12 protein-coding genes are annotated in these 12,599 nt (G+C 65.5%); 10 read left to right on the top strand and 2 right to left on the bottom strand.

Features of this window, described 5'->3' with window-relative positions:
- Positions 1-231 precede the first annotated feature (231 nt).
- Positions 232-663 (bottom strand): YciI family protein, encoded by a 432-nt coding sequence (locus tag EEB15_RS32405; RefSeq protein ID WP_141514123.1) that lies wholly within the window; start codon positions 661-663, stop codon positions 232-234.
- Positions 664-777: 114 nt separating this feature from the next.
- On the opposite strand from EEB15_RS32405, the gene EEB15_RS32400 reads away from it, so the two are divergent.
- The 3 genes from EEB15_RS32400 to EEB15_RS32390 all read left to right on the top strand — a co-directional run bounded on the left by EEB15_RS32400 (position 778) and on the right by EEB15_RS32390 (position 4,834).
- Positions 778-1,527, top strand: coding sequence for a glutathione S-transferase (locus tag EEB15_RS32400; protein WP_141514122.1), 750 nt, complete (start codon positions 778-780; stop codon positions 1,525-1,527).
- A gap of 27 nt (positions 1,528-1,554) precedes the next feature.
- Entirely contained in the window at positions 1,555-2,829 is a 1,275-nt protein-coding gene (locus EEB15_RS32395; protein ID WP_141514121.1) for a DEAD/DEAH box helicase, read from the top strand.
- 172 nt (positions 2,830-3,001) lie between these two features.
- The gene (locus EEB15_RS32390; RefSeq protein ID WP_233259716.1) at positions 3,002-4,834 is read left to right on the top strand and encodes a DUF4214 domain-containing protein; all 1,833 of its coding nucleotides are present in this window, start codon (positions 3,002-3,004) and stop codon (positions 4,832-4,834) included.
- A gap of 17 nt (positions 4,835-4,851) precedes the next feature.
- Here EEB15_RS32390 and EEB15_RS32385 read toward each other — a convergent pair whose 3' ends face one another.
- The gene (locus tag EEB15_RS32385; protein ID WP_141514119.1) at positions 4,852-5,772 is read right to left on the bottom strand and encodes a LysR substrate-binding domain-containing protein; all 921 of its coding nucleotides are present in this window, start codon (positions 5,770-5,772) and stop codon (positions 4,852-4,854) included.
- A 111-nt stretch (positions 5,773-5,883) separates the two neighbouring features.
- Between EEB15_RS32385 and EEB15_RS32380 the strand changes: the two genes are divergently transcribed.
- The 7 genes from EEB15_RS32380 to EEB15_RS32345 form a co-directional block, all read left to right on the top strand.
- Positions 5,884-6,780, top strand: a complete 897-nt coding sequence (locus EEB15_RS32380; RefSeq protein WP_141514118.1) for a dioxygenase — start codon at positions 5,884-5,886, stop codon at positions 6,778-6,780.
- Positions 6,777-7,580, top strand: coding sequence for a citryl-CoA lyase (locus EEB15_RS32375; protein WP_141514117.1), 804 nt, complete (start codon positions 6,777-6,779; stop codon positions 7,578-7,580). The genes EEB15_RS32380 and EEB15_RS32375 overlap by 4 nt, the downstream gene beginning before the upstream one ends.
- Entirely contained in the window at positions 7,577-8,722 is a 1,146-nt protein-coding gene (locus EEB15_RS32370) for a CaiB/BaiF CoA-transferase family protein (protein ID WP_141514116.1), read from the top strand. Before EEB15_RS32375 ends, EEB15_RS32370 begins: the two co-directional genes overlap by 4 nt.
- Positions 8,719-9,270, top strand: coding sequence for an NADPH-dependent FMN reductase (locus EEB15_RS32365; RefSeq protein ID WP_141514115.1), 552 nt, complete (start codon positions 8,719-8,721; stop codon positions 9,268-9,270). The genes EEB15_RS32370 and EEB15_RS32365 overlap by 4 nt, the downstream gene beginning before the upstream one ends.
- Positions 9,271-9,301: 31 nt before the next feature.
- A complete protein-coding gene (locus tag EEB15_RS32360) occupies positions 9,302-10,513 on the top strand; it encodes an amino acid ABC transporter substrate-binding protein (protein ID WP_141514114.1) in 1,212 nt (403 codons plus the stop codon).
- A gap of 219 nt (positions 10,514-10,732) precedes the next feature.
- Positions 10,733-11,593, top strand: a complete 861-nt coding sequence (locus EEB15_RS32350) for a branched-chain amino acid ABC transporter permease (RefSeq protein WP_141514112.1) — start codon at positions 10,733-10,735, stop codon at positions 11,591-11,593.
- On the top strand, positions 11,590-12,599 hold a 1,010-nt coding region (locus EEB15_RS32345; RefSeq protein WP_141514111.1), incomplete at its 3' end, for a branched-chain amino acid ABC transporter permease. The genes EEB15_RS32350 and EEB15_RS32345, both read left to right, overlap by 4 nt.

The following is a 12,599-nucleotide window of genomic DNA, read 5'->3' as shown; positions in this document are numbered from 1 at the left end:
CGTCTCCCGGATCGGGGTGGTGGGGCGCTCTGCGCAGCGAAATAAAGGAGGAGGGAGCGGCTTGCCGCGACGGGGGACATTCGCAGCGCAGAGTGCCCCGCCGCCCCGATCCCGCCCCGCCATGTCGATATGGATTTCCCGAGACTCGCCCATTTTTCAGCGGCATCAACAGCTTGGCCGCCGAATGACAGTTCTTCTCCGGACAGTAGTGGGTCGAGCCGGCAATGACGGCTACTTGGCCTTGTCCTTCTCGACCTGCGCGCGCAGCCGCTCTTCCTGCTCGCGCAGCTCGGGTGTGAGCGCGTCGCCGAAGTCTTCGGCCGCGAAGATCTGACGGACTTCGATATCGGAGTCGCCCGGCATCGGGTTGGGGCAGCGCTTGACCCACTCGATCGCTTCCTGCAGGGACGCGCACTTCCAGATCCAGAAGCCGGCGACCAGCTCCTTGGTTTCTGCAAACGGCCCGTCGATGACCTTGCGGTCCTTGCCTGAGAAGCGCACGCGGGCGCCCTTGGAGCTCGGGTGCAGGCCCTCGCCCGCCTCCATCACGCCCGCCTTGACGAGCTCTTCATTGAACTTGCCCATCTCGGCGAACATCTGCTCGCTGGGCATGACGCCGGCTTCGCTGTCGGCGGTGGCTTTGACCATGACCATGAATCTCATGTGTTTCTCCTGGGTTGGTTGCTGGAACAGTAGCGTTCATTCTGACGACGAAGAAGCATGCCCGGTATCGACATGCGTCCAGAAAATAGCGCCCGGTTCGCTACAGTCGGGTCCATGACCTATGAACTGCACTATTGGCCCAGCATCCCGGGCCGCGGCGAATTCGTGCGGCTCGCACTCGAAGCCGCGGGCGCGCCCTACGTGGACATCGCCCGCGGCGGGGACGACGCCGGCTCCGGGGTGACCGCGATGCAGCGCGCCCTGGGTGACCGGCGCGCGCGCCAACCGCCCTTCGCCCCGCCATTTCTCAAGGACGGTGACTTTGTCGTCGGGCAGACTGCGGCCATCCTTGCGTACCTGGCGCCGACGCTGAAGCTGGTCGGGCGCAGCGAGCAGGTGCGCACCTGGACGATGCAGATCCAGCTCACCATCGCCGACATGGTGACGGAGGCGCACGACACGCACCACCCCATCGCCACCAGCCTCTACTACGAGGACCAGAAGCCCGAGGCCTTGCGCCGCGCAGAGGACTTCTGCCGTGTGCGCATGCCCAAGTTCCTGCAATGGTTCGAGCGCATCCTTTCGCAGAACCCGGCCGGTGCGCGCTACCTGGTCGGCGGCCGCCTGAGCTATGCGGACCTGTCGCTGTTCCACCTGGTCGAGGGCCTGCGCTATGCGTTCCCGCTGGCGGCGGAGCGCGTCCTTGCCCGCACACCGCTGGTCGTCGAGCTGCATCAACGCGTCGCTTCGCAGCCCAAGGTCGCGGCTTACCTGCGCAGCGAGCGACGCCTGCCGTTCAACGAGCAGTGCATTTTCCGCCGGTATCCGGAGCTCGACACAATACCCACTTCGCCGCATTCTTAGAAAGCCCGTTTTGCCACCCCGTTCGCCATGACCGAGCCGACCTTCGCGGCCCTGGGCCTGTCTGCTGCCCTCTCGCAAGCTTGCGTCGAAGCAGGCTTTGCCACGCCCACTCCCATCCAGCTCCAGGCCATCCCGCCCCTATTGCAAGGCCGCGACCTCATCGGCCTGGCGGCCACCGGCTCCGGTAAGACCGCCGCGTTTGCACTGCCGCTGCTGCAGCGGCTGGGCCCGGTGCGCCAACCCGCAAGCGGCCGCAGGCCCACGCGCGTGCTCGTGCTGGTACCCACGCGCGAGCTGGCGGCGCAAGTGGGCGAGGTGTTTCGCCAACTCGCGGCGGCCGCGGCGCGGCCGCCCAAGGTGGCCGTGCTGTTTGGCGGGGTTTCTGTCAATCCGCAGATGATGGGCCTGCGCGGCGGCGCCGACATCGTGGTGGCGACGCCGGGGCGGCTGCTGGACTTGCTGGACCGCAACGCGCTGCACCTGGACACCGTCGAAGCCCTGGTGCTCGACGAAGCCGATCGCCTGCTGGACCTGGGTTTTTCCGCGGAGCGCGAACGCGTGCTGGCCGTGTTGCCGGCGCGCCGGCAGAACCTGCTGTTCTCCGCCACCTTTCCGCCGGATGTGCAGGCCCTTGCGGACAGCTTGCTGCACGACGCGGTGCGCATCGACGTCGCGTCCGAAGCCGGCGCAGAACCCGCCATCGTTCAACGCGTGATCGCTGTGGACACAAAGCGCCGCACCGAGCTGCTGCGCCACCTCGTCAAAGAAGGCGACTGGGAGCGCGTGCTGGTGTTCGTGGCCACGCGCTATGCGGTGGAGCTCGTGGCGGGCAAGCTGTACGACCGCGGCGTGTACGCCGTCCCACTGCACGGCCAGATGAGCCAGGGCCGGCGCACGGAGGTGCTGAAGGAGTTCAAGGAAGAGCGCTGGGACGTGCTGGTGACCACCGATCTCGCCGCCCGCGGCATCGACATCCCCGGGCTGGAGGTGGTGGTCAACTACGACCTGCCGCGCTCGGCCGACGACTACGTGCACCGCATCGGGCGCACGGGCCGGGCCGGCGCGAATGGCCTGGCCGTGAGCTTCGTGAGCGCGGATACCGAGGCGCATTTCAGGCTCATCGAGAAGCGGCAGAACATGACCTTGCCGCGAGAACAAGTGCCTGAGTTCGAGCCGGTGGACGTTGCGGCGCCGCCTGCCAGGGCAGACGTGGGAACAGGCGGCATCAAGGGCAAACGCCCGAGCAAGAAAGACAAGCTTCGCGCGGCGGCGGCAACCGCCGCGCGCGACCTCAACGGCTGAAGTCGATCGCCGGGCACCGGAACAGCGTCCCGTCCCAGTTACACTAAGTCACATAACAGTCTGGCTTTCAAACGGGGGGTTTCCTTTGTACGGCTACTTGCTTCCTGGTTATGGTGATGGCGGTCTTGTCCGGACCATCACCTCAGGGTCTGACTCCACGGTCGTGGGGGTGATGCTCAATGATGGGTCCACGCTCCTGGCGGGACCGGATGTCTGGCCAACGGGTGCGTACACCTACGGGTTTGGCAGCTTGTTCAGAAAGTACACAGCGTCGGGGACGATCGACGACTCTTTCGGCCTTGGGGGCCTGATCGATCATCACGAATGGGCCGTCACCGCCATGACCGCCTACCGCAGCGGGGTGCTCATCGGCACGGCCGAGGTGCCCGGGGCTGCCATCCGGATGTGGAACGGGGACGGAACCGTCGACTCCACGTTTGGCGTCGGGGGACGCGCGGACCTCTCCGCCTGGCTGCGGAATATCAAGGAGATACATCCCCTTCCGGGCGGCAAGCTGTTGGTGGTCGGCGTCAGGGTCGCCACATGGGAAGAAGGAACCCAGCACGGAATCGTCCGGCTGCTTGCATCGGGCCAGCCCGACCCATCGTTTGGGGTGGGTGGATACAAGCCGGTCGTGGATGGGCCGAACGGCAATCAACATATCTCGTGGCTCAGCGATTCGACGGTGGCGCCAGACGGGAAATTGCTTATCGTCGGCAGCACCGGTGGCTCCTCTTCGGATGTGCTGGCCGCACGGTTCCTTCCCGACGGCTCCCTGGACTCCACATTCGGCTTCGGTGGCTATTCATGGATGGGAAGCGTTGCCACCAGGGACTATCCCGGTGCGATCGAGATGCATGGCTCATCCATCCTTGTCTCCGCGACGTCGCTCACTGGCGGTGCAGCCCATGGTTTCGTGACAAGGCTGACCGACGCAGGCAAGGTGGACATTTCGTACGGCACCAAGGGCACTGCAAGCGCGGCGGTCGATTCGTACGCGGTGAGAACGGCCCAACTGCTGCCCGACGGCCGCAACCTGCTCGTGGGCGTTTCGTTCAACCACGACTACGGGGTGCTGGTCATGATCGCCCCGGACGGCACACTGGACAAGGCGTTCGGTCAGCAAGGTTTGCTGGTCTTGCCGGGTGCCACCGACATCACAAAAGTGCTGCTGACCGGTCCCGATCAACTGGTCGTGCAAGGTGTCATGGGCAAGGAAACCGCCAGCGACCACGCCCAGTGGAAGATAGACGTCAGCCCTACGTCCACCCATACGGCGCAGTTCGGCAAAGCGCTCGCCAAATACGGCGTGAGCATGAACGCCGGAACGGTGACCGTGGCAGAAAAGTCGACGAGCAACCCGAGCGTGGTGGTGACGGACTACGACCGGCTGGTTTTCTCCGACTACAGCGTGAACCTGGAGGTCGGGGCGACCGCAGGAATGTTGAGCTCTGAAGTATCGAAGACGATCGTCGAGCTGTACACGGCCTTCTTCGATCGCGTGCCGGACGCGGACGGCCTCGACTTCTGGTTCTCGCAAGCCCACGCAGGCATGGCGGTCGGCTCCATTGCGGATGCGTTCTATCAGGCGGGCGTGGCGCACTCCGCGCTGACCGGATATTCGGCTTCGATGGGCAACGCCGATTTCGTCAACGTCGTCTACAGGAACGTCCTCGGACGAAGCGAAGGCGCCGACGCGGAAGGCTTGGCCTTCTGGACACAAGGGCTGGATTCGGGCGTCGAAAGCAGGGGCACCCTGGTCACTTCGATCCTGGCCTCGGCGCACACGTTCAAAGGCAACGCCCAATTCGGCTGGGTCGCCGACCTGTTGGATAACAAGTATGCCGTCGGTAAATTGTTCGGCGTCGACATGGGCCTGAGCTTCAATTCCGCGGAAAAATCGATCACCGAAGGAATGCGGATCGCAGATGCCGTGACGCCTACCAGCACGGCCCAGGCGATCGCCCTGATCGGCGTCAATCCGGCTGATATCGAACTCGCATAGCGCCTGAAGGCGCAGCGTCAGCCGCTGACGTCCGACGTCACTGCACCCACCTGGAGGCTCCGCCCCAACGCCAGCTTGCGGATGCACGACGCGAACGAGCGCACTGCCGGCGACTGCTTCGCGTCGCGCTTCCACAGCATGCCCGGCGTGCGCACGGGCGTCGGGCTTTCGATGGGGATCACGCACACGTCGTCGCGCGGATGCACGGCGTGACTCGACACGATGGTCGCGAGCTGGGTGCGGCCCACCAGGCCGATCATCGGCGCGATGGTGTTCATCTCGGCGGCCACCACCGGCTCCACACCGCATGAGCGAAAGCACTCGTCCAGCATCGTGCGCGTGGTGAAGCTGCGCGGCAGCAGCACCAGGCTCTGCCGGTGCAGTTCCACCATGCGCACGCGCTTGCGCTGCGCCAGCGGGTGCTTGGGCGAAACCACCAGCACCATCTCTTCGGTGTAGAGCGGCTCGAACCACAGGCGCGCCGGGTCCGACGGCTGGTAGGCGATGCCGACATCGAGCGTGGAGTCGATCAGCCGCTGCGCGATGGCGTCGCCCGCGAGTTCGTCCACCGTCACCTTCACCGTCGGGTTGCGCTTGAGGAAGATGGCCGCGCACTCGGGCACGAAGCCGATGTTGAAAGTGCCGGTGGCGCCGATGCGCACTTCGCCCGACAGCGCATCGCCCGCGCGCATGAGTTGGGACAGACCATGGTCCACCTCGCCCAGCGCCCGCGACGCATAGCCGAGGAAAGTCTCGCCTGCTTCGGTGAGCATCACGCGCTTGCCGATGCGGTCGAAGAGCAGGTGGCCCACCTCTTCTTCGAGTTGCCGGATCTGGTGCGACAGCGTCGATTGCGTGACGTGCACGCGCTCGGCGGCACGCGTGAAAGACAGGCACTCCGCCAAGGCGACGAAGTAGCGCAGGTGGCGCAGTTCCATAGGGTTTACCAGGGTGAATGATCGACGGCATCGATTCAGATGATCGAAATTCTTCACTTCTTCCCAGCGCTGTCAATCGATAGAGTCCCGCACAACCACGGAGACACTCGCATGGCGCAACTGGAATACGACACCGAAAGCATCACCGACGCCGTCATCGCGCGGCTCACCGACTGCCAGGACCCGCGCTTCAAGGAAGTGATGAGCTCGCTGGTGCGCCACATGCATGCGTTCGCGCGCGAGGTCGACCTGAAGGGCGACGAGTGGTTCACCGCCATCCAGTTCCTCACCGCCTGCGGCAAGAAATGCGACGACAAGCGGCAGGAATTCATCCTGCTCTCGGACACGCTGGGCATGTCGATGCAAGTGGTGGCACTGGAACATGCGCGCGCGCTGAAGGGCCGCACCGGCGCCACGCCGCCGACCGACGCCACCGTGCAAGGCCCCTTCTATTGGGAAGGTGCGCCCGACTTGCCGCTGGGCAGCGACATCGCCGAAGGCGTGCCCGGCGAGCCCGCGCTCTACAGCGGCCGCGTGACGGACCTGGAAGGGCAGCCGCTGAAGGGCGCGCTGCTCGACATCTGGTCGGGCGACGGAGATGGCGTGTACGACATGCAGCGAGAAGACAGCGGCATGCGCGCACGGGCCCGCATCCGCACCGACGAGCAAGGCCGCTACTGGTTCTGGTCGATCCGCCCGACCTTCTACCCGGTGCCGTCCGATGGCCCCGTGGGCGACATGCTGCGCAAGATGGGCCGGCATCCCAACCGGCCGGGGCACATCCACATGAAGGTCTCCGCGCCCGGCCACAAGGAAGTGGTGACGCACCTGTTCGTGAAGGACAGCCCGTATCTGGATTCCGACGCGGTGTTCGGCGTGCGCGAGAGCTTGATCGTGGAGTTCGAGAAACACGAGCCCGGCACGGCGATGGATGGACGGCAGATGGGCAAGCCGTACCACGTGGCGCACTACGACTTCCGGTTGATTCCGCAGGGCGACGCAGCATGAGCGGAGACAGCAAATCGATCAACAAGATCGGCAAATCCACGGTGCCGCGCACCGCGATCTGCACTTCCGACGAACACAGCATCACCGTGCGTGGTGAAGACCTGTGCAACGACCTGATCGGCAAGATCTCCTTCACCGATTACTTCAGCTTGCTGGTCACCGGCCAACGGCCCACGCCCGGCGCCTCGAAGGTGCTGGACGCTACGCTAGTGGCCATCGCCGAGCATGGACTCGTGCCCAGCGTGCAGGCAAGCCGCATGACGTACGCCGCCGCGCCTGATGCGCTGCAAGGCGCAGTGGCGGCCGGCATCCTCGGCTGTGGCAGCGTGATCCTCGGCGCCTCCGAAACTGCCGGACGTCTCTTCACCGAAGTGAACGAACAAGCGAAAGACGGCGACCTGCATGCCGCCGCACGCGAAGTCGTGGCGCGCTGGCGCGCAGCAGGCAAGGCGGTGCCCGGCTATGGGCACCCGTTGCACAAAGATCGCGACCCGCGCGTGGCGCGCCTGTTCGCCGTTGCAAAAGATGCCGGTACCAGCATGCGTTTTGTAGAAATTGCCGAAGCGATTGAAAAAGAGATCCCCGGTGTCGTGGGCAAGGACCTGCGGCTGAACGTTTCCGCCGCCATCCCGGCCGTGCTGCTGGGCACCAACTTTCCGCTCGTCGGCCTGCGCGGCGTGCCCATCCTCGCGCGCACGGCCGGCCTCATCGCGCACCTGTGCGAAGAAGCGGTGAACCCCAGCGGTTTCGCGCTGTCGTACCAGGCCACACGCGAAGTGATCTACGAAGGCAAGACGTGATCGAAGTGCTGAAAGACGTGCGCGTGCTCGAGCAGGGCACGTTCATCACCGGGCCCGCCTGCGGCATGCTGCTGGGCGACCTGGGCGCGGACGTCATCAAGGTGGAACAGCCGGGCACGGGCGACCCGTTTCGCGCGTTCAAGGGCGGCCTGTACAGCCCGCACTTCCAGACCTACAACCGCAACAAGCGCAGCATCACGATCGACACGAAGTCGGCTGCGGAGCGGGACCAGCTCTACGAGTTGGTGAAGACCGCCGACGTGTACATCCAGAACTTTCGCCCCGGCGTGGCCGAGCAGCTCGGCGTCGGCGAGCAGCAGCTGCGCGCGCTCAACCCGCGCCTCATCTACTGCTCGATCAGCGGCTTTGGCGCCACCGGCCCTTCGGCTTCGCGCCCGAGCTACGACACGGTCGCGCAAGCGGCCAGCGGCTACCTGAACCTGCTGGTGAACCCGGCGAACCCGCGCGTCGTCGGTCCGGCCATCGCCGATGCTGTCACCGGCTTCTACGCGGCGTATGGCGTGCTCGGCGCGTTGTTCGAACGCTCGCGCACGGGGCATGGCCGCAAGGTCGAAGTGTCGATGCTGGAAGCGATGACGCACTGGAACCTGGACGCCTTCACGCACTACTACTCGGCGGGCGAGGTGATGGGGCCGTTCAGCCGCCCGCGCGTGTCGCAGTCGTACGTGATGGAGTGCAAGGACGGCAAATGGATCGCACTGCACATGTCGTCTCCCGAGAAATTTTGGCAGGGCCTGGCCAACGCGATCGAGCGGCCGGGCATTTTTCAGGACGCGCGATTTGCGACGCGCGAGGCGCGCATCGCCAACCAGGAAGCGATGATCGAAGTGCTGTCCGAGCGCTTCGCCACGCGCACCCGCACCGACTGGTGCAACCGCCTGCTGGCCGAAGACGTGCCGCACGCACCCATGTACGACACCAGCGAGGCGCTGCAAGACCCGCAGGCGCAGCACCTGCAGTTGCTGGTGTCGGCCACGCACGCAACGATGGGCGAGTTCCGCACGGTGCGCCCACCCGTGTCGTTCGACGGCGAGCGGTCGCTGTCGGTGCGGCCGCCGCCCACGCTGGGTGAACACAACGGCGACATCCAACAGATGCTCGCAGCAAGGAGCACAACATGACATACAAAGTCGGAGTCGTCGTCGGCAGCCTGCGCGCGGCGTCGTACAGCCGCCGCATCGCGAACACGCTGGGCTCGCTGGCACCCGCTGGGCTGGTGTTGAACGAGATCGCTATCGGCGATCTGCCGATCTACAACGGCGATCTGGAAGCCGAAGCACCAGCGCCGTGGCAGCGTTTGCGCAACGACATACAGACAAGCGACGCCGTGCTGTTCGTCGTGCCGGAATACAACCGCTCCATTCCCGGCGGCGTGAAGAACGCCATCGACGTTGCCTCCAAGCCCAACGGGAAGAATCTGTGGGTGGGCAAGCCAACTTTGGTGATGGCTCAAAGCGCTGGACCACTCGGCGGGCTCGCCGGTTCGTTCGCGTTGAAGCAGACGCTCGCGGGCAGCGGCGCCATCACGCTGCCGCACCCGGAGGTCTACCTCGGCCGCGTCGCCACGCTGTTCGACGGTGATGGGCCCATGGTTCCCGACACCCAGGAGTTCCTGCGCGGCGTGCTCGCCGGGTTCGAGACCTTCATCGCACGCTTCATGCCCCGATAGACAGCCCCAAAGCAACAACCAGGAGACAGCCATGAACAAGACATCGTCCATCCAACGCCGTACGGTGCTCGGCGCCGCCGTGTCCGCGGCCGTCGCCGCTTCGCCGCTCGCGGCCTGGGCGCAGCAACCGCCGATCCGCATCGGCAGCACGCTCGCGCTCACCGGCCCCCTCTCCGCCACCGCGCAAGTGCACAAGCTGGTGGGCGAGATCTACGTGGAAGACCTGAACAAGCGCGGCGGTTTGCTCGGCCGCAAGATCGAGTGGGTGCTGAAGGACGACCAGTCCAAGGCCGACCTGGCGCGCACCCTGTATGAACAGCTGCTCACCTCGGACAAGGTGGACCTGCTGATGGGCCCGTACGCAACCGGCGCGATCCTCTCTGCGATGGGCGTCGCGCAGCGCTACAACAAAGTGCTGGTGCATCACACGCTGGGTGTGCCATCACTCGCCAAGTACGAGATGCAGTTCCCGGCCTGGTCGCTGGGCTCGGACCCCGGAGTCACGACGACCAATACCGTGTTCGAGGCACTCGCGAAGGGACCGAAGCCGCCGAAGACCGTGGCCGTGGTGACGAGCAAGTTCCCCTCGATCCACTTCATGTCGATGGGCGCGCGCGAGACGATCAAGAAGCGCGGCCTGCAGGAAGTGCTGTTCCTCGAATGGGAATTCGGCAACCGCGACTTCGGGCCCATCGCCAGCCGCATCAAGGATGCGAAGCCCGACTTCGTGTGGGTCGGCGCCATCGGCCTGGACGGCAACCTGCTGCTCGACGCGATGAAGAAGATCGACTACGCACCGCCGCAGCACTTCTACCTGTACCCCGCGCCGGGGCCGCTCGTGACGTTGCCGGAAGCGCAGGGCGCGCTCTCCGTCACCATCTTCGAAGAGCACGCGCCTTTCAGCACGCGCCCGAAGGCGGCCGACTTCATCAAGACCTATCACGACCGTGCGAAGGCCGCGAACTTCCCCGACACGTCGGTGGAAGTGCAGGCCGCTGCTTCGTTCACGGCCTGGCAGATCCTGGAGGGCGCCGTCGTCGCCACCAAGAGCCTGGACGACAAGGCGATCGCGGACTACTTGAAGAAGAACCGTGTCGAGACGATCCAGGGCTCGCTGCGCTTCGATGGGCCGTCGAACTACGGGGATGATTTGATGCGCATCAAGCAGGTGCAGAACGGGAAGTGGCAGGTGGTGTTCCCGCCGGAGTTCGCAGCGCCCGGCGCGAAGATGATTGCAAGGTGATGTTGCTCGCGCCTGCCGGCGGCATCCCGCCCCCCGACGTCATCCCCGCGAAGGCGGGGATCCAAGGCTTCCAGCCGGCACTTCCAACGCCTTGGATTCCCGCCTCCGCGGGAATGACGGTGCACGCGCCCTGGATTCCCGCCTCCGCGGGAATGACGAGTTCTTGGATTCCCGCCCCCGCCTTCGCGGGGGCAGGCTCTTCGCGGGAATGACGACGGCATGACCATTCCCAGCTGGACCCTGCTCTCGCAATCCATCCTCTCCGGCATCTTTGCCGGCGCGCTCTATGGCCTGCTGGGTCTCGGCCTGGGCCTCAGCTGGGGCCTGCTGCGCACGATCAACCTCACGCACTTCGCGTTCGCTTTCCTCTCAGCCTACATCTGCTGGCAGCTCGCAGTGGTCGTCAAGATCGACCCGCTGCTCACGCTGCTGTGCATCGTGCCCCTGATGTTCGCACTCGGCGCGGGCCTTCATTGGCTCACCGAGCGATTCAAGCTCACGCCATTCAGCTCGCTGCTACTCACCTTCGGTTGCATGGGCATCGTCGAATCGCTGATGCAGACCATCTGGACGGCCGACCCGCGCAAGCTGGAATCGCACTACGCCGAGATGAAGTTCCGGCTCGGCCCGCTGTACCTGCCGATTCCCGAAGTGTTGACGCTGGTGCTGGCGATAGCGATCTCGCTCGCGGTGTGGGCGGTGCTGCGCTTCACTGACCTAGGCAAGGCGCTGCGCGCGTCAGCGGAAGACGCACCCGTCGCGGCCGCCTTTGGCATCGACCAGCGGCGCAACGGCTTCGTGCTGGCGGGCACCTGCTCGGCGATCGCGGGCATCGCGGGCGTGTGCATCGCGCTCTCGAGCAGCATCAGCCCGTCGCAGATGTACACCTGGGTCGGCGTGGTGTTCGCCGCCGTCATGCTGGGCGGGCTCGGCAGCGCATTGGGGCCGCTCATTGCGGGCATCGTGATCGGCGTGAGCGAGGCCGTGACCATGGCGGTAACCTCACCGTCGTGGGCGCCGCTGGTGTCGTTCACGCTGTTGATCCTCATCCTGCTGCTGCGGCCGGGGCGCGTGCGATGAGGTGGCGCCCCGCTCCTGCCGGCATCCTCGCGGCCGGCCTGCTGATGGGCGCCCTGCCTTTTTTCAAGGTTCCGGCGTTCTACGAATCGTTTCTCTATCTCGCGCTGTTCTGGATCGTGCTGGCCACCTCCTGGAACATCCTCTCGGGCTACGCGGGCTACTTCTCGTTCGGGCACGGCGCCTACTTCGGTGCGGGCGTCTACACGTCGGCCACACTCGCGGCGAAGTTCAACTGGCCTTTCCTTCTGACCTTGCCGGCGGCGGCGCTGGTCTCGGCCGTCATCGGCATTGGCGTCGGTGCGGTGGTGTTCCGCGTGCGCGGCGTTCGCGGCGAGGTGTTCGCATTGCTGACGCTTGCCGTGACGTTCGTGCTGGCCACGATCATCGGCAACACGCCCATCGACGGCGGGCCGGGCATCTACCTGAACGCGGTGCCGGTGCCGAAGCTCGGGCCATCGCCCACCTCCAGCCTGTACATGATGATGCTCGTGGCCGCGGTGATCGCGCTGCTGGTGTCGTGGGGCATTCGTCATTCACGCTTCGGCGCGGGCCTGTTTGCCATCCATGACGACGAGGACGCCGCGGAGGTGATGGGCGTGCCGACCTTCCGCTCGAAGCTCGTGGCGCTGGCTGTGTCTTGTGCGCTCGCCGGCCTGGCGGGCGGCATCCATTCGCTGTTCATCTCTTACGTGACGACGGCGGAGACGTTCAACATCACGGTGCCGCTCACGGTGGTGCTCATGAGCATTCTTGGGGGGACGCGGCATTGGGCGGGGCCTGCGATTGGGGCGGTTGCGATTACTTGCCTGTTGTTTGCGTTTACGGGTGGGGAATATGCGGTGTTGGGCAAGGGCGTGATCGGCCTGATCCTTGTGATCGGCATCCTCTTCATGCCGGAAGGGGTGATGGGAAAGTTGCGCAGAAAGCAAGTGAGCGGCGCGGGCGAGGGTGCCCCCCTCCCAGCCTCCCCCCAAAGGGGGGAGGCTGGGAGGGGGGCACCCTCGCC

The sequence above is a fragment of the Ramlibacter sp. WS9 genome (genome assembly GCF_003797765.1).
Taxonomy (GTDB): Bacteria; Pseudomonadota; Gammaproteobacteria; order Burkholderiales; family Burkholderiaceae_C; genus Ramlibacter.
This window is presented reverse-complemented; position numbering and strand designations above follow the sequence as displayed.

Coding starts and splice junctions, on each gene's coding strand:
- EEB15_RS32400 (WP_141514122.1), top strand. CDS start 778: ATGACCTATGAACTGCACTATTGGCCCAGCATCCCGGGCCGCGGCGAA.
- EEB15_RS32390 (WP_233259716.1), top strand. CDS start 3,002: ATGCTCAATGATGGGTCCACGCTCCTGGCGGGACCGGATGTCTGGCCA.
- EEB15_RS32375 (WP_141514117.1), top strand. CDS start 6,777: ATGAGCGGAGACAGCAAATCGATCAACAAGATCGGCAAATCCACGGTG.
- EEB15_RS32405 (WP_141514123.1), bottom strand. CDS start 663: ATGAGATTCATGGTCATGGTCAAAGCCACCGCCGACAGCGAAGCCGGC.
- EEB15_RS32350 (WP_141514112.1), top strand. CDS start 10,733: ATGACCATTCCCAGCTGGACCCTGCTCTCGCAATCCATCCTCTCCGGC.
- EEB15_RS32380 (WP_141514118.1), top strand. CDS start 5,884: ATGGCGCAACTGGAATACGACACCGAAAGCATCACCGACGCCGTCATC.
- EEB15_RS32360 (WP_141514114.1), top strand. CDS start 9,302: ATGAACAAGACATCGTCCATCCAACGCCGTACGGTGCTCGGCGCCGCC.
- EEB15_RS32385 (WP_141514119.1), bottom strand. CDS start 5,772: ATGGAACTGCGCCACCTGCGCTACTTCGTCGCCTTGGCGGAGTGCCTG.
- EEB15_RS32365 (WP_141514115.1), top strand. CDS start 8,719: ATGACATACAAAGTCGGAGTCGTCGTCGGCAGCCTGCGCGCGGCGTCG.
- EEB15_RS32395 (WP_141514121.1), top strand. CDS start 1,555: ATGACCGAGCCGACCTTCGCGGCCCTGGGCCTGTCTGCTGCCCTCTCG.